Source organism: Micromonospora sp. ZG13, from assembly GCF_059359355.1.
In genome coordinates this window covers 105,705-122,499 of sequence record NZ_JCADBQ010000003.1, presented here as the reverse complement: position 1 = coordinate 122,499, position 16,795 = coordinate 105,705, and the positions used below count along the sequence as shown (strand labels likewise).

Sequence of the window (16,795 nt, the reverse complement as noted above, 5' to 3'; positions counted from 1 at the left end):
CGGCTGCGATGCCCATGCGGGTACCCGGCAACGACGCCGGTAAATCTCCAACGAGGACACCCGGGCCGGGTTGCGACGCGGGCCGCTACCGGCCGTCGACCTCCGGCTCGGCCGAAGCCGCGTCCTCCGGTCGGGGACGCGGGGCGGCCCGGGTCAGCCGCCAGTACTGCCGTCGCCCGTCGTCGCGGATCACCACCCCCGCGCGGCCCAGCTCGCCGCGCAGCTCCCGGGCCTCGCCGCCCCGGTCGGCGTCGAGCGCGCGCTGCCGGGCCCGCAGCAGCGCGTCCGCGCCGGTCGGCAGCCCGGGCAGGCCCGGCACCCACCGCCGGTACGCGTCCCGGTGCGGGTCGCCGTCGGTCCACGGCCAGCCGTGCGCGCGGAACGCGTCGCGCAGCCGGGCGGCGGCCAGGTCCGAACGCTCCCGGAGCAGTTCCTGGTCGTCCGCGCCGAGCAGCACGAGGTCCTTGCCGTCGACGAAGACCGCGCGCACCGCCCGCCGCCCGACCTCCCGGTCCGCGCGGTCGCGACGCAGCCGTACGCGTTCGGTGTCGACGCTGACGGCGAGGCGTTCGGCGGTGCCCACGGCGGCGACCAGCAGGCCGCCCAGCGTGCCCAGGGCCACTCCGCCGATGCCGGCCTGCGGGTCCGGTAGCCGGGCGACCACCTCGAACAGGTCCCGCGCCGGGGCCCAGGGCAGCCCGGCGACCCACTCCGCGCCGGTGACGAGCAGCCACCCCGCGCCCGCGCCGAGCGCCGGGAAGCCGCCCCAGAGGATCGCCAGTTCCGCCGCGCCGCCGTCGACGACGGTGGGTGCGCCGTAGCCGTCCACCGTCAGGACACCTCGCGCCGCAGCGTGCGGATCAGCCCCGCGACCAGTGGAACGGCCAGCCAGACCAGCAGCGACACGGCGAACCGTCCCCACTGCCCGGCGGTCACGTCCGGCGTGAGCAGCGGCTCCATGGTCCGGCCCGTGTCGAGCCAGCCCGCCGGGCCACGCAGCGGCCGGATCATCTCGCCCAGGATCGACCAGAGGGTCGGCAGCAGCAGGTACCCGACGATCGCCAGCGGGGTGTTGAGCAGCAGCAGGCCGAAGCCGGCCCCCATCAGCACGTTGGCCACCTGGAGCACCACGGCGTGCAACACCAGGGCCCACTCCAGGCGCCAGCTGCCGGCGCCGCCGGTGACCCCGGCGACCAGCGTGCCGGCGGCGGCCACGCCGAGGCTCACCAGCACCGACGCCAGCGCCGCCAGCACCATCGCGGCCAGCTTCGCGACGATCACCCGGCCCCGGCGGGGCACCAGGGCGAACGTGGTCAGCGCCGTACGCTGCGACCACTCCCCGGTGATCGACAGGATGCCCAGCACGGGCAGCAGCAGGCCGATCGGCAGCATCGAGGGGACGAAGAAGTTGTCGAAGGTCTGCGCGGCGTCGTCCGCCCAGATCAACTGGACCACCACGAGGGCGGCGGCCAGCAGCCCGATGGTGATCAGCAACCAGAGCCCGGCCCGGGTGTCGACGAGCTTGCGCAGCTCCACCCCGGTGAGCCGGAGCAGCGACGGCCGGCGTACGCCCGGATGGCCGGGGGTGGCGGCGGCGGTGGGCGGGCTGGCGGTGGTGGTGGTGCTCATCGGACGGCCTCCTGGGTCGACGCGCCGGCGGTCAGGGTGAGGAAGAGCTGCTCCAGGCCGCCGCTGCCGGCTGCCCGCAGCTCGGTGAGGGCGACGCCGGCGTCGGCGGCGGCCTGCCCGACGGCCCCGGCGTCGGCGTGCACCAGCAGCCCCTCGGTGCCCTCGGTGACGGCCAGCCCGGACCGCTCCAGCGCGCCGCGCAGCGCCACGCCGTCGCGGGCCCGGACCAGCGTCCCGCCGCCGGCCAGCAGTTCGGCCTTGTCGCCCTGGGCCACGATCCGGCCGCCCCCGATGACCACCAGCCGGTCCGCGACCGCCTCCACCTCGCGCAGCAGGTGGGAGGAGAGCAGCACGGTGCCGCCCCGGTCGGCGAAGTCGCGCAGCAGGCCGCGCATCCAGAAGATCCCCTCCGGGTCCAGGCCGTTGGCCGGCTCGTCGAGGATCAGCACCCGGGGGTCGCCCAGCAGGGCGTGCGCCAGGCCGAGCCGCTGGCGCATCCCCAGGGAGTACGCCCGCAGCCGGCGCCCGGCCGCGACCTCGTTCAGCCCGACCAGGTCGAGCTTGGTGGCCACCTGCCCACGGTCCACCCCCATCGTGGCGGCGGCCACGGTCAGCGCCTCCCGCCCGGTGCGCCCGGCGTGCTGCGCCGAGGCGTCCAGCAGCACGCCCACCTCGCGTCCCGGGTTCGGCAGTTCCCGGTACGGCCGGCCGCCGACCGTGGCGCCGCCGCCGCTGGGCGGCGTGAGGCCGCAGATCATCCGCATGGTGGTGGACTTGCCGGCGCCGTTGGGCCCAAGGAAGCCGGTGACGGTGCCCGGCCCGCAGCGGAACGACACGTCGTCGACGGCCGTGTGCCGCCCGTACCGTTTGGTGAGGTGTTCCACGTCGATCATGCCGGTCACGCTGCCGGAGCCACCCGGCCGTGCGCTGCGGCCGACGGTGCAGTCCGGTGGCTACCTTGGTCGACACCCTGGTCTCGACTTTGGTAGCTGGTCGGCCCGTCGTGGGGCTGCCTAGCATTGCGGGCGTGACCAGTGCCGCCGTACCGGAGCACCCCTGGCTGCTGCCGGGGGCGCTGAGCGTCGACCCGACGGCCCGGGCCGGGCGGCTGCCGCGGCGCACCACCCGCGACTGGGTGGTGGACTGCCTCTGCTTCCTGCTCTCCCTCGGCTGGGTCCTGCTCGCCACGGCCGACGCGGCGTCGCCCGACCCCGAGTTCGCCACCCCGCTGCCGCAGCGCTGGATGGTCCCGGTCGACGCCGTGCTCGGCCTCGTCTGCTGCGCGTTGATCTGGGCGCGCCGCCGTTGGCCGCTGGGGCTGACGGTGGCGACCCTGCCGCTGACCGTGTTCTCGATGGCGTCAGCGGTCCCGCTGCTGATCTTCTACTTCACGGCCGTGGTGCACCGTCGTACGGCTGTCGCGCTCGGGGTGACCGCCGCCGGTCTGGTCACCAACTTCGCCTTCAGCTACCTGCGCCCGGACCCCCAGATGCCGTACTGGGCGACGACGCTCTGGGGAGTGGTGATCAGCCTCTGCGTGCTGGCGTGGGGGATGTTCGTCCGGGCGCGGCGGCAGCTCGTCGTGTCGCTGCGCGAGCGCGCCGAGCGGGCCGAGGCGGAGCAGCAGTTGCGGGTGGCGCAGGCCCGGCACCTGGAGCGCACCCGCATCGCCCGGGAGATGCACGACGTGCTGGCGCACCGGATCTCGCTGCTCAGCCTGCACGCCGGCGCGCTGGAGTTCCGGCCGGACGCGCCGCCGGGGGAGGTGGCGAGGGCGGCCGGGGTGATCCGGGGCAGCGCCCACGCCGCGCTGCAGGACCTGCGCGAGGTGATCGGGGTGCTCCGCGCGGAGACCGTCACCGAGGAGGACCCGGAGCGCCCACAGCCGACCCTGGGCGACCTGCCCGCGCTCGTCGAGGAGTCGCGGGCGGCCGGGGTGCGGGTCGGTGTCCGCGACGTGGTCACGGCGGGGGAGCAGGTGCCCGCGGCGGTGGGGCGCAGCGTCTACCGCATCGTGCAGGAGGGCCTGACCAACGCCCGCAAGCACGCCGTCGGGGCGGCCGTCACCGTCGACGTCGCCGGCGCACCCGGTGACGGGCTGACCGTGGAGGTACGCAACCGGTGGCCGGTCGGCGGCGTCGCCGACCCGGCGATCCCCGGCGCCGGCACGGGCCTGGTCGGCATCGCCGAGCGGGTCAGCCTGGCCGGCGGCCGGCTGGAGTACGGGCGGGACGACTCCGGCGACTTCCGGCTGGCCGCCTGGCTGCCGTGGCCGGCGTGACCGGGCCGGGCGGGGGTGGGCCGGGCCCCACCGCCGACCGGCCGGTGCGGGTGCTGATCGTCGACGACGACGCGCTGGTGCGCGCCGGGCTGTCGATGATCCTCGGCGGCGTGCCGGACCTGCTCGTCGTCGGGGAGGCCGCCGACGGCGGCGAGGTGCCCGCCGCCGTGGCCGCCTGCGCGCCCGACGTGGTGCTGATGGACATCCGGATGCCCCGGGTCGACGGCCTCGCGGCCACCGAGGCGCTGCGCGCGTCGCCGCACCCGCCGGAGGTGCTGGTGCTGACCACCTTCGACGCCGACGAGCAGGTGCTCCGGGCGCTGCGGGCGGGGGCCGGCGGCTTCCTGCTCAAGGACACCCCGCCGGCCGAGATCGTGCGGGCGGTGCACCGGGTGGCGGCGGGGGAGGCGACGCTCTCCCCGGCGGTCACCCGCCGGCTGATCGACCACGTGACCGCGCCCGGCGCGCCCGGGGGCCCGGAGCCACGCCGGGAGCGGGCGCGGCGTCAGCTCGCCGGGCTCAGCGAGCGGGAGCGCGAGGTCGCGGTCGCGGTCGGGCGGGGCCGGACGAACGCGGAGATCGCCGCCGAGCTGTTCATGAGCGTCGCGACCGTGAAGGCGTACGTGTCGCGGCTGCTGGTGAAGCTCGACCTCAACAACCGGGTCCAGGTCGCCCTGCTGGTGCACGACGCCGGCCTCGTCTGAGGCGGGGTTGAACCTTTCGGCGCGCCGGGCCGTACCAGTCGCCGAGGATGCGGTGCGGCGGGTCGGCCGCACCGCTGCCGGAGCCGCGGGAGGTCTGCCGTGCGATTTGGTGAGCAGTCGACGGATCCCATCGACCAGATCCTGGGCGAGGTGCCGGTACCGGCGTCGCTGACCCCCGAGGACGTCCGGCTCGCGGTGCGGGCCGTGGTGGTGCACGCCGCCGAGGAGTGGCCGGCGGGCCCGCTGTGCCGCAACGACGGCGCGACGTACCCGTGCCGGCTGCACCGCTGGGGCCGGCGGGTGCTGGAGCGGCACGGGCTCAACGAGCGGCAGGTCGACGCGCTGGTGCGGCACGGCAACCCCTTCGTGCACGTGCCGTTCCCGTTCACGGTGACCGGCCCCGCGCCGGCTTCCCGCGCGTCCGCCGGGCACCCGGGCGGTCCGCGGGCGGTCGCGCCCGGCGCCCGGCCCGCCGGCCCCGGCCGGCCGGTGGCTTCCCCCACCACCGCGCCGCGCTGGCCCCGGGCGAGCTGAGCGGGGGTACGCCCGCCGGCACGACCGGGAACGGAACCGGCCCGGGACACGGGGTGTCATCCCGCGTCCCGGGCCGGCGTCGCCGTGCCACCTGCCGGCGTCACCTCTCATCCGTCACCCGTCGACCGCCGGTGACCGTCGCCGCCCGGTCGCCCGGCGTGGCCGTCCGGGCGGGTCAGTCGTTGCCGGCGCCGATCCCGCAGTCCGGCGCGGACCAGCTGGTGGTGTTCGGGGTGTCGTCCCGGTCGTTCTCCCGTCGCGAGTCCACGTGCACGTGGTCGTCGTGGTCCGGGTAGCCGGGCCCGTAGATCCCGCTGAAGCCCCGGCTGCGCGCGTCGCGGGCCAGTTGGCAGAGGGAGCTGGTGCGGGAGGTCAGGTCGGCGGCGTTGCCGTAGAGGTGCTGGCTGTCCGACGCCCCGCCGACCTGGCTGTTGCAGACACGGCTGCGGAAGCCGCTGCTGACGTAGAGCGGCTTGTCGCCGAGGCTGCGCCGCATCGCCTCCAGCTTCCACATCGTGCGCAGCGCGTTCTGCCTGGTCTGCGCGGGGGAGAGCGGACCGCCGCTCCAGCCGCCGCGACCGCAGCCGTCGTCCATCTCGCTGAAGCTGAAGTGCCGCGGCGTGCAGTCGTTGTCCTGGAGGTCGTAGAGCTTGCCGTACGTCTGCGGCCCGGCGACGCCGTCGGCGCGCAGCCCGTACGCGGACTGGAACCGCTTGACGGCGGCGGCGGTCTTCGGTCCGTAGCGACCGTCGTTCTCCACGATGTCCCGGTTGCCGGCCCACCCGGCCACCCGGATCTGCAACTGGCGGACGTCGTCGCCGGAGCGTCCCTGGTAGAGGTTGCGCTTCCACGTGTAGCAGCCGTCGGCGTGGGCCGCTGGCGCGGCGACCACCGTGGCGACAGCGGCTGCCGGCAACGCCAGGGCGAATGCGACAGCGGCCCGTTTCAGGGTGTTAACGCGCACAGAAGTCCTCCCGATAGGAGTGCGATTGGGGTGGCGTCCGGGACATCGGCCTGCCCGTCCCGTGATTTCCACCCTGGCAGGGCGACGGACGGTTCGCGGCAATTAACAAGAATTGTCCTCACGATTCGCCGTTCCTGGGCGTTGCCTGGGCAGTACGCGAATTGCGAAACACCCAAGGGTCGGCATTCGACGACAGGGGACCGCGAAAGGCACGGAAAGCGGCAGTCGGGCACACGCAGGGTGATGTGAGCCGGCCGGTCCGACCCGGTAACGTCAGCGCCGGCGGGAGCGGGGGAGGGGGCGGCATGGCACGTGGTGGCGTCTTCTGCATCGAGGGCCAGTGGCACCGCGACCTCAACGAGCGCGGCTCCGTCCTGCCCACCCTCGAACTGCTCGAACGGCTCGGAAAGATCCGCTTCATCCACAAGGACGCGGCCACCCGCGACGAGCTGTTCTACTTCGTCGACCGCTGGCTGCTCAAGCAGTACGCCGACCACCGGGTCGGCTTCTTCGCCATGCACGGCGAGCCGAGCCGGCTCTGCCTCACCGACTGGGAATCGGTGGCGCTCGCCGACGTCGCCGAGCTGATGGCGGGTCGCTGCGAAGGCCGACGGCTCTATTTCGGCAGTTGTTCGGTGCTGCGCGCCTCCGACGCGGTGCTGCGCGGCTTCCTCGACGCCACGGGGGCGGCGCTGATCTGCGGGTACACCCGCGAGGTGGACTGGGTCGAATCGGCCGCCTTCGAAACCGTCCTGCTCGACGTGCTGGCCAACGGCCAGCGCCACAACGCCGCCGAGCTGCGGATGGGCTCGGCGCACTGGGCGCCGCTCGCCTCGTACCTCGGATTCCGGGTGATCTACGCCAACGGCCGCGCCTGGCGGCCGTCGGTCCGCCCCCGCGTGCCCGCCCAGCCCGCCGCCCGCCGCGCCGCCCCGCGACCCCGGTGAGGTCGCCCGCGTGCGCCCGCGTGGCCGGTGGGCCACCGCGCCCGGGTAGGCCGGTGCGGTCGCCGTGCGGCGGGCGCCCTGGTAGGAACGAACGATGGCACGCAGCATCGCGACGAACACCCGGGTCGACCGGGCCGAGCTGACCGAGTTCCTCCGGCCGCGGCACCGGGTGGTGCTGATGACCACCCGCGCCGACGGCCGGCCGCAGTCGTCCCCCGTCACCGCCGGGGTGGACGGCGAGGGACGGTTGGTGATCTCCACCTATCCCGGGCGGGCCAAGGTCGCCAACGTCCGCCGCGACCCCCGGGTGTCGGCGTGCGTGCTCTCCGACGACTGGAACGGCCCGTGGGTACACCTCGACGGCACCGCCGAGGTGCTGGACCTGCCGGAGGCGCTGGAACCGCTCGTGGAGTACTTCCGCTGCATCTCCGGCGAGCACCCGGACTGGGACGAGTACCGGGCGGCCATGCTGCGTCAGGGCAAGTCGCTCATCCGGGTCACCATCGACGCCTGGGGTCCGATCGCCACCGGCGGCTTCCCGGCCCACCTCGCCGACTGACCCGCCCCCGCCCTCAGTACGCGGCGGTGAAGCGGGCGTTCTCATGGCGCGGCTGCTCGATCTCGTCCACGATCGCCACCGCCAGGTCCTCGTAGCTGAGCACCGAGCGACCCTCGTGGTCGGTCACGGGCTCGTCGCCGCCCGTGCGGTAGTGCCCGGTGCGCTCGCCCGGATGGAACTCCAGCGGCGGCGGGGAGACGTACGTCCAGGTCACCCCGTCGGCCGAGGACCGGTAGAAGTCGAGGGCGTCGGCCTGCCCCAGTGCCGCGTCGCGGTACTCCTCGGGGAAGTCCGGCTCGTCGAGGTAACGGGTGCCCTTCGGGGTGAGCAGGGTCGAGCCGCCGCCCACGTGGACGATCCGGGGCGCGCCCGGCATGCCCCGCAGGCCGCCGACCAGGTTCCGCGCCGCGTCGAGCCAGAGGTCGTGTTCGCCGCCGCCGATCGCCACCACCATGACGTCCGTGTCGGGCGCCAGCTCCCGTACGCTCCGCTCGCTGGTGGCGTCCCCGGTCACCACCGTGACGGCCGGTGGCAGGTACGAGGTAGCCTCCGGCCGGCGCACCGCGGCGGTGACCCGGTGACCCCGGCCGACCGCCTCGGCGGTGATCCGCGAGCCCGCGGTGCCACCCGCGCCGAAAACGACGATGTTGCTCATACCGCCTCCCGCCCGGCCCGTCCGGCCCGGCGGACGTAGCCCGTCTCCAGGCTATTGACCGGTGCCGCCGCGCGCTGGCGGACCGGGGATACCGGCCGGCGCAACCGCCCTTGCGCCCTCGCCCGGTGTCGGGGTGCACTGGTATCGGGCCGTGACCGCTGAGGGCGGGGGTGGACGCGATGACGGAGGAACGTGACGCGCCCGCCGAGACGCCCGTGCCCCCCGGTCCGTCGACGGCACCGGCGGAGGAACCGGGGACGCGCCGGTCGGATCGGCTGTGGTCGCTGCTGCGTCGGCTCTCACCCGCCGGCCCGCCCGCCGGCCGCTGGTTCGCCGGGGTCCTCGCGGCCGTCGTCACGGCGGTGCTGACCGCCTGGCTCCTCGCCTGGGGTCTCCTACCCGGCACGCCCCCGCCGCCTCCGCCCGACCCCGACGCGCTGCCGTTCACGGTCGCGGTCCGCGTGGGCCACGACCCGACGGACGGCTGGGTGGTCGAGGCGCCGCTGGCGGACATCCCCACCCGACCGGTCTGGTCGGGCGACTGGACGCAGTGGGCCCGGGAGGCCGCCGGAGCCCCGGCCTCCCGGCAGTACGTCTACTTCACCGTCCAGGGAGTCGACGAGGCACAGGTGACCCTCACCGACCTGCGGGTGCGGGCGGTGACGCGGCGTCCCGCCCTGCGGGGCGTGTTCGCCGCTCCGGGCGGGGGCGGCCCGACCGCCTACCGGTGGGTGGACGCGAACCTGGACGAGGACCCTCCGGTGCTCACCGCCGGCATGTTCGACGAGGGCGGGCAGAGCCTCCCCGAGCACGAGCGCAAGGAGATTCGCTTCCCGTACCGGGTGTCCCTGGCCGATGCCGAGACCTTCCTCGTCATCGGCTACACGGATGACTGCGACTGCGACTGGAAGATCGAGCTGGACTGGGCGGCGCGGGGCCGCACCGGCACCGTCACGATCGACGACGCGGGCCGCCCGTTCCGGGTCACCGGCACGGCCCGGGCGCACACCGACTGCCGGACGTCCCCCGACGGGACGGAGGACTGCCGGCAGCGGTGACCCGGCGACCGGAGCCGAGCCGGGACCGTGCCGCCGCCCACCCGCGCCGGCGGAGTGCGGCCGGCTCAGTCGACCAGGGCGGAGTAGACGAGCTGCCGCAGCTGCGGCCGGATCGGGTAGGTGCTCGACGGCATGAGCTGGGTGAAGAACAGGGCCGTGACCTCCTCGGCCGGGTCGACCCAGAACGCCGTGCTGGCCACCCCGCCCCAGTAGTACTCGCCGGGGCTGCTCGGCACCCGGCTCGGGACGGGGTCGTCGACCACGGCGAAGCCGAGCCCGAAGCCGATCCCGTCGAGGGTGGTCTCGGCGAAGCCGCCGGTCGAGAGGGTCTCCAGGTCCTGCCCGCCGGGCAGGTGGTTGCGGGTCATGAAACGCACCGTGCGCGGCCCCAGCAGGCGCACCCCGTCGAGCGCCCCGCCGCGCAGCAGCATCTGGGTGAACCGGTGGTAGTCGGCGGCGCTGGAGATCAGGCCGCCGCCGCCGGAGAGCAGCAGCGGCTTCTCGTACGCCAGGGCGCCGAGCGTGTCGTAGCGGAAGGCGCGGCCGGTGCGCGGGTCGGGCGCGTAGAGGGCGGCGAGCCGCTCGGCGGCGTCGCCCTCGGCCCACCAGTGCGTGTCGGTCATGCCCAGCGGGCGGAAGATCCGGTCGGCGAAGAACGCGTCCAGGCTCTGCCCGGAGACCACCTCGACCAGCCGGCCGAGCACGTCGGTGGCGACCGAGTAGCCCCACGCGGTGCCGGGCTGGAACAGCAGGGGCAGCTCGCCGAAGGCCTGGCAGGCCGTCGCCAGGTCGACGTCCGCCGGCGGGTACAGGTCGTAGCCGGCGGTCCGGTAGATGGTGTCGACCACCGAGGTCTGCATGAAGCCGTACGTCAGGCCGGCGGTGTGGGTGAGCAGGTGCCAGACCCGGATCGGCTCGACCGCCGGCACCGTGTACGGCTTGAGGGCCGAGCCCTTGGAGTAGACCCGCAGGTCGGCGAACTCGGGCAGCCACCGGCTGATCTCGTCGGTCAGCTCGAAGCGGCCCTCCTCCCACAGGATCATCGCGGCGACCGAGGTGACGGGCTTCGTCATCGAGTAGATGCGCCAGAGCGTGTCCGCCTCGACGGGCCTGCCCGCCTCGACGTCGCGCAGCCCGTACGTCGAGGAGTGGGCGATCTCGCCGCGGCGGGTGACCAGCACCTGCCAGCCGGCGAGGCGACCGTCGTCGACGTACCTGCCGAAGTGCTCGTCGATGCGCGCCAACCGCGCCGGGTCGAAGCCGATCTGGTCCGGGTCGATGCTGCGTGCCACACTCACGCCGCCGAAACTACTAGCCGGTACGCCGCGCCGGAAGGGCCGCCGCCAGTTGTCCCAGCCCCTCGGTAGCCTGGTCCGATGCCCGAGGTGACCGAGGACGCGACGTTCCGCGACGAGGACTGGTACGGCGAGGAGCTCGTGGACCGGCACTTCGTCCGCTGCACCTTCTTCGACGTCGACCTCAGCGAGGCGGTGAGCCGGGGCGCGGTCTTCGACGGCTGCACCTTCGGCAACGTGCGGTTCAACTCCTCCCGGCACACCGACTCGGCCTTCACCCGCTGCACCTTCCAGCGGTGCAACCTCTTCGAGGTGCAGTTCACCGGCTGCAAGCTCGTGGGCAGCAGCTTCGCCCAGTGCGACCTGCGGCCGCTGACCGTCGCCGGCGGCGACTGGTCGTTCGTCGGGCTGCCCGGTGCCGACCTGCGCGGGGCCCGGCTGACCGACGTCCGGATGCGCGAGGCGGACCTCACCGGGGCCAACCTGACCGGCGCCACGGTCACCGGCGTCGACCTCTCCGCCGCGCAGCTGCACCGCTGCCGGCTCGTCGGTGCCGACCTGCGCGGCAGTGACCTCACGGCGCTCGACCCGACGGCGGTGGAGCGGGCCGGGGCCATCGTCGACGCCGCGCAGGCCATCGTGATCGCGCAGGCACTGGGCTTCGAGATCCGCTGACGGGAGCCGACCCGCCCGCAGGACCCGCGACGACGTTCCCGATCGATGTCCGCTACGGTCCGGTGACGAACTGGACACACCCGTCCCGCCCGGCGCGACGGGCGGGGCGGTGCGGGCCGGGAACGCCCACGGCGGGTGTTCGCGTCCGGCCGGGCCGGTGGGGAGTGGAGGGTCGGTGGCGGAGGAAGACCTCACCCGGCAGCGCATCCGGCCGTCGCGGCACGGCGCCCCGCCCCCGACCCGCCACCCCCTCCTCCCCCTGGCCGGGCGCACCCGCGCCGACCTGCGGCGACTGGTCCGGGCGCGGCAGCGCCGCCGGTGGGTCGTCGGAGGGGTGGCCGTGGTCGTCTGCCTGGTCGCCCTCGCGTCGTACCTGATCGCCGGCGACCCCGAGCCGGGCGGGCAGAGCGCCGACGGCGTGCCCGCGGGTGCCGGCCGGCCGAGCGGCCTGCCCGGCCTGGAGGGGCGCGACCTCGACGCCGGCCTGGTCTCGCCCGGGCTGCGGCCCCGGCAGCGTCCGCCGAGCCCGTCCCCGACGCCGCCGACGTCCGCCCCGGCGGTGCCGGCGGTGCTCGACGCCGGCATGGCCGAGGCGCCGGCCGAGGTGGACCTGACCACGGTGGGCGGTCGCGACTGGGTCCACTGGGGCCTGCGCGGCGCGGACTCGACGGTCCGCAAGCGCGGCGGCTCCGGCGAGATCCGCGACGAGGGCGGCTCCGGCCGGCGCGGCGGCTGGGACGACAACCAGGAGAGCTTCCGTTGGCGCGACGGCAGCCCGGTCGCCTCGGTGAGTGGCTCGTCCCACGGGGTCTACCGGTGCGGCGTCGGCAGTGGCTTCACGCTCGCGGTGGCCGCCGACGGCCGGGCCCGCACCGTCCGCCTGTACGCCGGGGTGTGGATGGCCCGGGGCCGGCTGGACGCCCGCCTCTCCGTCGGCGGTCCGAGCCGGACCCTGCGGATCGAGGACCGGCACACCAGCCGGTCCACGGAATTCACCATCCGGTTCCAGGCGCCGAAGGGCGGCCGGCTCGTGCTGACCTGGACGGTGGAGCAGGCCTTCAGCGACGACTGCGGCAGCGTCGGGGTCCAGGCGGTCGCGCTGCGCTGACCCCGGCCGCGCTGACCTCGGCGGTCACGGCTCGCTGACCTCGGCGGTCGCGGCTCGTCGGCACCAGTGTCGTCGTTCGCCCGCCGGCCGGTCGTGACCCACAGTAGCGTGGGCGCGACGACCGGTGGGTGCGGGCGAACGGAGAGTCGATGAGCGAGCAGGTGCTGGACAGCCCGCAGGGCTGGGTGGCCGACCACATCCGGCGCTACGTCGAGACCGACGGTGCCGAGGGACACGAGTGGCAGCCCGGTGTCTTCACGCTGCTGCTGACCACCCGGGGCAGGCGCAGCGGGAAGCTGCGGCGCACCGCGCTCATCTACGGCCGCGACGGGGACGCCTACCTGGTCGTCGCCTCGCAGGGCGGCGATCCGAAGCACCCGGCCTGGTACCTGAACCTGCTCGACGAGCCGCTGGTCGAGGTGCAGGTGGGCGCCGAGCACTTCACCGCGCGGGCGCGTACCGCCACGGCGGGGGAGAAGCCGCGCATGTGGTCCACGATGGCCGCCATCTGGCCGGCGTACGACGAGTACCAGGCGAAGACCGACCGCGACATCCCGGTCGTCGTGCTCGAACGCGCCTGACCTGGGCGACAGCCCGTCGTTACCCCACGGGTAATCGACGTCGGGCGGGCGGCGGCGCGAGACTCGGCGTACCGCCCCGGTCATCCGGCCGGGCGCACCGGCCCCCGGGAGGCACCATGCCCGCGTTCGCGCTCGCCCACCTGCACGACGCGCCGATCAACGAGGACATCCTCACCTACATCGAGCGCATCCAGGCCACGCTGGACCCGTTCGGCGGCCGGTTCCGGGTGCACGGCGGCGAGGTGGAGGTCAAGGAGGGCGACTGGCCGGGCACCGTGGTCATCGTCGAGTTCCCCGACGTGGAGCGGGCCCGGGCCTGGTACGACTCGCCGGCGTACCGGGAGATCCTGCCGCTGCGCACCCGGCACATCCCGGGCGCGACGCTGATCGTCGACGGCGTGCCCCCCGACTACGACGCCAGCCGGACGGCCGCGCGGCTGCGGGCCCGGGCGGCCGGCTGACCGGCGGCTCCGCCCCGACGACGTCGCCCACCGCCCGCCGCCCGATCGACGGCGGGCGGTGCCCTGTCCACGCTTCGGGACAGTTTGTCCGTCGCACCGCGTCGATCCCGCCGTAACTTTCTGCTGTCCACGTCCGACCATCCCCTGTGGAGGCGTCACCGATGAGCAGCACCACCACCCGCACCGTCCGTCCGAGGGCCCCCCGGGGCGTGCGGGAGCCGTCCGGGGAGGTGCTCCGGGAGATCCCGATGCCGCCGTACGTGACGGTCGAGGACGCCCAGTTCGCCGTGCGGGCGGTCGTGGTGCACGCGCCCCGGCTCTGGTCCGGCGGGACGATCTGCCGCAACGACGCCAGCCCGCACCCGTGCCGGCTGCACCGCTGGGGAACCCGGGTACTGACGCAGCGCGGCCTGCGTCCCGCCGAGATCGCCGCGCTGATCGAGCGCGGCGACCCGGCGGCCGAGCTTCCGCACCGTCCCGGCGCCTAGCGCCGGCGGGGCCCTCGCACCGGGCCCCGCCGGCCCGTCAGCAGGCGTTCGGCTTGATCCACGCGCACTCCAGGCCCTCCGGGACCCGGGGGGCGTCCGGCGCCGCCGGGGGCGCGACCCGCGCGCCGGTCACGCTCCTTGCCGTGTACGAGGCCAGGGCGATCGCGATCTGGTCCTCCAGCGTCTTCACGGAGGAGGCGAGGTAGTTGTTGAGCAGGATCGAGAACGCCAGCACCCGCCCGTCGGCGTCGGTGACGTAGCCGGAGAGGCCGGAGACGCCGGTCAGGCTGCCGGTCTTGGCGTGCACGTTGCCCGCCGCCGGGGTGCCCCGCATCCGGCTGCGTAGCGTGCCGCCGACGAACCGGTCCGCCTCGCCGGCGACCGGCAGGGCCGCGTACCAGGTGTCGAACCAGGGCTCCGCGCGGACGGCGGTGAGCAGGTCCACGAACTCGTCGGCGGGGATCAGGTTGCGCCGCGAGAGCCCGGAGCCGTCCCGCTGGCGCAGCGTGCCGGTGTCCATCCCGGCGTCGGCGACGTACTCGCTGATCGCGGTCAGCCCGGCCGACCAGGTGCCGGAGCCGGAGAGCACCCGCCCGATCTCCTTGGTCAGCACCTCGGCGTGCCCGTTGTTCGACAGCTTGAGGAACGGCACCATCAGCTCGGGCAGTGGCATCGAGCGGTGCCGGCCCACCTCGGCCGCGCCCTCGGGGGTGGGCTGCCCGAGCACCGTGCGGCCGAGCACCCGTACGCCGTGCCGGCGCAGCGCCGAGCGGAAGACGTCGGCGGCGTAGCCGGTGGGCTCCCAGACGCTGACCCAGTCGCTCTCCGGCGCGGTGCCGAGCGCGATCTGCCCGGTGACCACGACGGTGTTGCTGCCGTGCGCGCGCTCGAAGGAGATCGACGTCGCTCCGCCGGCGACCGTCTCGGCCCGGTTGTCGATCTTCAGGTATCTGGTGGGCGGGGTGGTGGTGACGACCGGTCGCGCCCCGGCGGTCGGGCCGGGGGCGGCGTGGACGATGACGGTGCCCGCGTCGTAGTCGGTGTCCGGCGCCACGGTCAGGGCCGAGACCTGCGCGGCGTAGTAGTACGGCTCGTCGTCCCAGGTCCAGTCCGGCCCGAGGCGGGTGCTGTCGTAGCGGGTGTCGTCGGCCACCAGGTTGCCGGTGACCACCCGGACGCCCGCCTCGGCGACCTGCGCGGCCAGCGCGTCGTAGTCGGCGGCCAGCATGGTCGGGTCGCCGCCGCCACGCAGGTAGAGGTTGCCGGAGACCAGGCCCGCGCGGCGGGCGCCGCTCGTGCGCACCTCGGTGCTGAAGCGGTGGCCCGGCCCGAGCAGTTCCAGCGCGGCCGCCGAGGTCAGCAGCTTGGTGTTGGAGGCGGGCACCAGCCGGCGGTCGCCGTTGCGGTGGTAGACCGTCTCCCCGGTGGTCGCGTCCTTGACCACCACCGAGGCCTGCGCCCCGGCCAGCCGGCTGTCGGCGAGGATCGCGTCGATGGTGGCGTTCAGGCGGGTCGCCGCGGGGGTCGGGGACTCGGCGGTGGCGGTGGGCGCGCCCGCCGTGGCAGCGGCGGCGACCAGCGCCACCAGCGCGAGCGTCCGGGGGAAGAGACGACGATGCATGGGGTGATGCTGCCATGCAGGTATCTGCCAGAAAAGACCGTCGATGGAAAGAAATTTTCCGGGGACCCGGCGGGCTGTGACCGGCGAGACGCTTCCGGCGGGCAGCCGGGCGGGCCCGCCGGTGTTGTACGGGGCATGGACGAGCGCTCCGTCGACGTGCTGGTGATCGGGGCCGGGCAGGCCGGCCTCTCCGCAGGCCACCACCTGGGCCGCGCCGGGTTCGCCCCCGGGGACGGCTTCGTGATCCTCGACGGGGGAGACGGGCCGGGCGGGGCGTGGCGGCACCGCTGGCCCACGCTGCGGCTCGACCGGGTGCACGGCTTCCACGACCTGCCCGGCCTGCCCTTTCCGGCGGCCGGACCCGACCGGCCGGCGGCCGAGGTGGTCAGCGCCTACTTCGCCGCGTACGAGCGCGAGTTCGACCTGCCGGTGCGGCGGCCCGTGCGGGTCCGGGAGGTGCGCGACCGCCCCGACGGCCGGCTGGCCGTGCACACCGACCACGGTTCCTGGAGCACGCGCGCCCTGGTCAACGCCACCGGCACCTGGACCCGGCCGTTCTGGCCGCACTATCCCGGCCGGTCGACCTTCCGGGGCCGGCAGCTGCACACGGCCGACTACCGGGGGCCGGCGGAGTTCGCCGGTCGGCGGGTCGTGGTGGTGGGCGGCGGAACGTCGGCCGTGCAACTGCTCGCCGAGGTCTCGACCGTGGCCGCGGGCACCACCTGGGTGACCCGGCGCCCGCCCGACTTCCGCGACGAGGAGTTCACCCCCGAGCGGGGGCGCGCGGCGGTGGCCCTGGTCGACGCGGCGGTACGCGCGGGCCGCCCGCCGGAGAGCGTGGTGGCGGTGACCGGGCTGCCGCTGACGCCGGAGCTGCGCCGGCTGCGCGAGCGCGGCGTGCTGGACCGGGTACCCGTCTTCGACCGGATCACGCCCGACGGGGTGGCCTGGGACGACGGGCGGTTCGTGCGGGCGGACGTGATCCTGTGGTGCACCGGTTTCCGGGCCGCGCTGGACCATCTCGCGCCACTGCGGCTGCGAGGCCCGGGCGGCGGTATCACGATGGACGGCACCCGGGTGGTCGCCGACGAGCGGATTCACCTGATCGGGTACGGCCCGTCGGCGAGCACGATCGGCGCGAACCGGGCCGGCCGCGCGGCAGTACGCGACATCCGCGCCCGGCTCGCCCCGGCCGGCGTCGCGCACTGAGCCCGCTCTATTTGACGGATGCCCCG

19 protein-coding genes are annotated in these 16,795 nt (G+C 75.0%); 12 read left to right on the top strand and 7 right to left on the bottom strand.

The features are described 5' to 3' along the window. Positions 1–85 precede the first annotated feature (85 nt). The 3 genes from AC5L34_RS08110 to AC5L34_RS08100 are packed head-to-tail and all read right to left on the bottom strand — an operon-like array spanning position 86 to position 2,522. The gene (locus AC5L34_RS08110; protein ID WP_494824317.1) at positions 86–829 is read right to left on the bottom strand and encodes a YqeB family protein; all 744 of its coding nucleotides are present in this window, start codon (positions 827–829) and stop codon (positions 86–88) included. A gap of 2 nt (positions 830–831) precedes the next feature. Beyond that, the gene (locus tag AC5L34_RS08105) at positions 832–1,629 is read right to left on the bottom strand and encodes an ABC transporter permease (RefSeq protein ID WP_441174201.1); all 798 of its coding nucleotides are present in this window, start codon (positions 1,627–1,629) and stop codon (positions 832–834) included. Next, a complete protein-coding gene (locus AC5L34_RS08100; protein WP_494824315.1) occupies positions 1,626–2,522 on the bottom strand; it encodes an ABC transporter ATP-binding protein in 897 nt (298 codons plus the stop codon). The genes AC5L34_RS08105 and AC5L34_RS08100 overlap by 4 nt, the downstream gene beginning before the upstream one ends. Positions 2,523–2,656: 134 nt before the next feature. Between AC5L34_RS08100 and AC5L34_RS08095 the strand changes: the two genes are divergently transcribed. From AC5L34_RS08095 to AC5L34_RS08085, 3 genes are all read left to right on the top strand, one after another. Continuing rightward, positions 2,657–3,910: a sensor histidine kinase gene (locus tag AC5L34_RS08095; protein ID WP_494824314.1), complete on the top strand. Its 1,254-nt coding sequence runs from the start codon at positions 2,657–2,659 to the stop codon at positions 3,908–3,910. After that, positions 3,889–4,614: a response regulator gene (locus AC5L34_RS08090; protein WP_494824658.1), complete on the top strand. Its 726-nt coding sequence runs from the start codon at positions 3,889–3,891 to the stop codon at positions 4,612–4,614. The genes AC5L34_RS08095 and AC5L34_RS08090 overlap by 22 nt, the downstream gene beginning before the upstream one ends. A gap of 99 nt (positions 4,615–4,713) precedes the next feature. After that, positions 4,714–5,148, top strand: a complete 435-nt coding sequence (locus AC5L34_RS08085; RefSeq protein WP_441174198.1) for a hypothetical protein — start codon at positions 4,714–4,716, stop codon at positions 5,146–5,148. Between the two features lie 175 nt (positions 5,149–5,323). Here the strand turns inward: AC5L34_RS08085 and AC5L34_RS08080 are convergent, their stop codons facing one another. Beyond that, complete coding sequence (locus AC5L34_RS08080) at positions 5,324–6,112, bottom strand: D-Ala-D-Ala carboxypeptidase family metallohydrolase (RefSeq protein ID WP_441174197.1); 789 nt, start codon at positions 6,110–6,112, stop codon at positions 5,324–5,326. Positions 6,113–6,417: 305 nt separating this feature from the next. Here AC5L34_RS08080 and AC5L34_RS08075 point away from each other — a divergent pair, with 305 nt between their 5' ends. Then, the gene (locus AC5L34_RS08075) at positions 6,418–7,059 is read left to right on the top strand and encodes a DUF6642 family protein (RefSeq protein WP_089001809.1); all 642 of its coding nucleotides are present in this window, start codon (positions 6,418–6,420) and stop codon (positions 7,057–7,059) included. 94 nt (positions 7,060–7,153) lie between these two features. After that, complete coding sequence (locus AC5L34_RS08070) at positions 7,154–7,618, top strand: PPOX class F420-dependent oxidoreductase (protein WP_363898277.1); 465 nt, start codon at positions 7,154–7,156, stop codon at positions 7,616–7,618. A gap of 13 nt (positions 7,619–7,631) precedes the next feature. On the opposite strand, the gene AC5L34_RS08065 is transcribed toward AC5L34_RS08070, so the two are convergent. Then, a complete protein-coding gene (locus tag AC5L34_RS08065; RefSeq protein WP_494824311.1) occupies positions 7,632–8,273 on the bottom strand; it encodes an NAD(P)-dependent oxidoreductase in 642 nt (213 codons plus the stop codon). 179 nt (positions 8,274–8,452) lie between these two features. Here AC5L34_RS08065 and AC5L34_RS08060 point away from each other — a divergent pair, with 179 nt between their 5' ends. Beyond that, the gene (locus AC5L34_RS08060) at positions 8,453–9,331 is read left to right on the top strand and encodes a hypothetical protein (protein ID WP_494824309.1); all 879 of its coding nucleotides are present in this window, start codon (positions 8,453–8,455) and stop codon (positions 9,329–9,331) included. A 65-nt stretch (positions 9,332–9,396) separates the two neighbouring features. Here the strand turns inward: AC5L34_RS08060 and AC5L34_RS08055 are convergent, their stop codons facing one another. Next, the gene (locus AC5L34_RS08055; protein WP_494824307.1) at positions 9,397–10,629 is read right to left on the bottom strand and encodes a serine hydrolase domain-containing protein; all 1,233 of its coding nucleotides are present in this window, start codon (positions 10,627–10,629) and stop codon (positions 9,397–9,399) included. Positions 10,630–10,707: 78 nt separating this feature from the next. Here AC5L34_RS08055 and AC5L34_RS08050 point away from each other — a divergent pair, with 78 nt between their 5' ends. The 5 genes from AC5L34_RS08050 to AC5L34_RS08030 all read left to right on the top strand — a co-directional run bounded on the left by AC5L34_RS08050 (position 10,708) and on the right by AC5L34_RS08030 (position 13,939). Next, on the top strand, positions 10,708–11,301 hold the full coding sequence (locus AC5L34_RS08050) for a pentapeptide repeat-containing protein (RefSeq protein ID WP_494824305.1): 594 nt from the start codon (positions 10,708–10,710) through the stop codon (positions 11,299–11,301). 175 nt (positions 11,302–11,476) lie between these two features. Next, complete coding sequence (locus tag AC5L34_RS08045; RefSeq protein ID WP_494824303.1) at positions 11,477–12,409, top strand: hypothetical protein; 933 nt, start codon at positions 11,477–11,479, stop codon at positions 12,407–12,409. Positions 12,410–12,558: 149 nt separating this feature from the next. Continuing rightward, positions 12,559–12,990, top strand: coding sequence for a nitroreductase family deazaflavin-dependent oxidoreductase (locus AC5L34_RS08040; RefSeq protein WP_441174190.1), 432 nt, complete (start codon positions 12,559–12,561; stop codon positions 12,988–12,990). Between the two features lie 116 nt (positions 12,991–13,106). Further along, positions 13,107–13,451: a DUF1330 domain-containing protein gene (locus AC5L34_RS08035; RefSeq protein ID WP_089001802.1), complete on the top strand. Its 345-nt coding sequence runs from the start codon at positions 13,107–13,109 to the stop codon at positions 13,449–13,451. Between the two features lie 161 nt (positions 13,452–13,612). Next, entirely contained in the window at positions 13,613–13,939 is a 327-nt protein-coding gene (locus AC5L34_RS08030; RefSeq protein ID WP_441174189.1) for a hypothetical protein, read from the top strand. A 37-nt stretch (positions 13,940–13,976) separates the two neighbouring features. Here the strand turns inward: AC5L34_RS08030 and dacB are convergent, their stop codons facing one another. Further along, positions 13,977–15,560 (bottom strand): D-alanyl-D-alanine carboxypeptidase/D-alanyl-D-alanine endopeptidase, encoded by a 1,584-nt coding sequence (gene dacB, locus AC5L34_RS08025; RefSeq protein ID WP_494824300.1) that lies wholly within the window; start codon positions 15,558–15,560, stop codon positions 13,977–13,979. Between the two features lie 135 nt (positions 15,561–15,695). Between dacB and AC5L34_RS08020 the strand changes: the two genes are divergently transcribed. Beyond that, positions 15,696–16,769 carry an NAD(P)-binding domain-containing protein gene (locus AC5L34_RS08020; protein ID WP_494824298.1) on the top strand — a complete coding sequence of 358 codons (1,074 nt, stop codon included), beginning with the start codon at positions 15,696–15,698 and terminating at the stop codon, positions 16,767–16,769. Positions 16,770–16,795 lie beyond the last annotated feature (26 nt).

Excerpts from the sequence above, each read along its gene's own strand:
- AC5L34_RS08070 (WP_363898277.1), top strand. The coding sequence starts at position 7,154 with ATGGCACGCAGCATCGCGACGAACACCCGGGTCGACCGGGCCGAGCTG.
- AC5L34_RS08065 (WP_494824311.1), bottom strand. The coding sequence starts at position 8,273 with ATGAGCAACATCGTCGTTTTCGGCGCGGGTGGCACCGCGGGCTCGCGG.
- dacB (WP_494824300.1), bottom strand. The coding sequence starts at position 15,560 with ATGCATCGTCGTCTCTTCCCCCGGACGCTCGCGCTGGTGGCGCTGGTC.
- AC5L34_RS08040 (WP_441174190.1), top strand. The coding sequence starts at position 12,559 with ATGAGCGAGCAGGTGCTGGACAGCCCGCAGGGCTGGGTGGCCGACCAC.
- AC5L34_RS08075 (WP_089001809.1), top strand. The coding sequence starts at position 6,418 with ATGGCACGTGGTGGCGTCTTCTGCATCGAGGGCCAGTGGCACCGCGAC.
- AC5L34_RS08100 (WP_494824315.1), bottom strand. The coding sequence starts at position 2,522 with ATGATCGACGTGGAACACCTCACCAAACGGTACGGGCGGCACACGGCC.
- AC5L34_RS08030 (WP_441174189.1), top strand. The coding sequence starts at position 13,613 with ATGAGCAGCACCACCACCCGCACCGTCCGTCCGAGGGCCCCCCGGGGC.
- AC5L34_RS08050 (WP_494824305.1), top strand. The coding sequence starts at position 10,708 with ATGCCCGAGGTGACCGAGGACGCGACGTTCCGCGACGAGGACTGGTAC.
- AC5L34_RS08020 (WP_494824298.1), top strand. The coding sequence starts at position 15,696 with ATGGACGAGCGCTCCGTCGACGTGCTGGTGATCGGGGCCGGGCAGGCC.
- AC5L34_RS08035 (WP_089001802.1), top strand. The coding sequence starts at position 13,107 with ATGCCCGCGTTCGCGCTCGCCCACCTGCACGACGCGCCGATCAACGAG.
- AC5L34_RS08105 (WP_441174201.1), bottom strand. The coding sequence starts at position 1,629 with ATGAGCACCACCACCACCGCCAGCCCGCCCACCGCCGCCGCCACCCCC.
- AC5L34_RS08060 (WP_494824309.1), top strand. The coding sequence starts at position 8,453 with ATGACGGAGGAACGTGACGCGCCCGCCGAGACGCCCGTGCCCCCCGGT.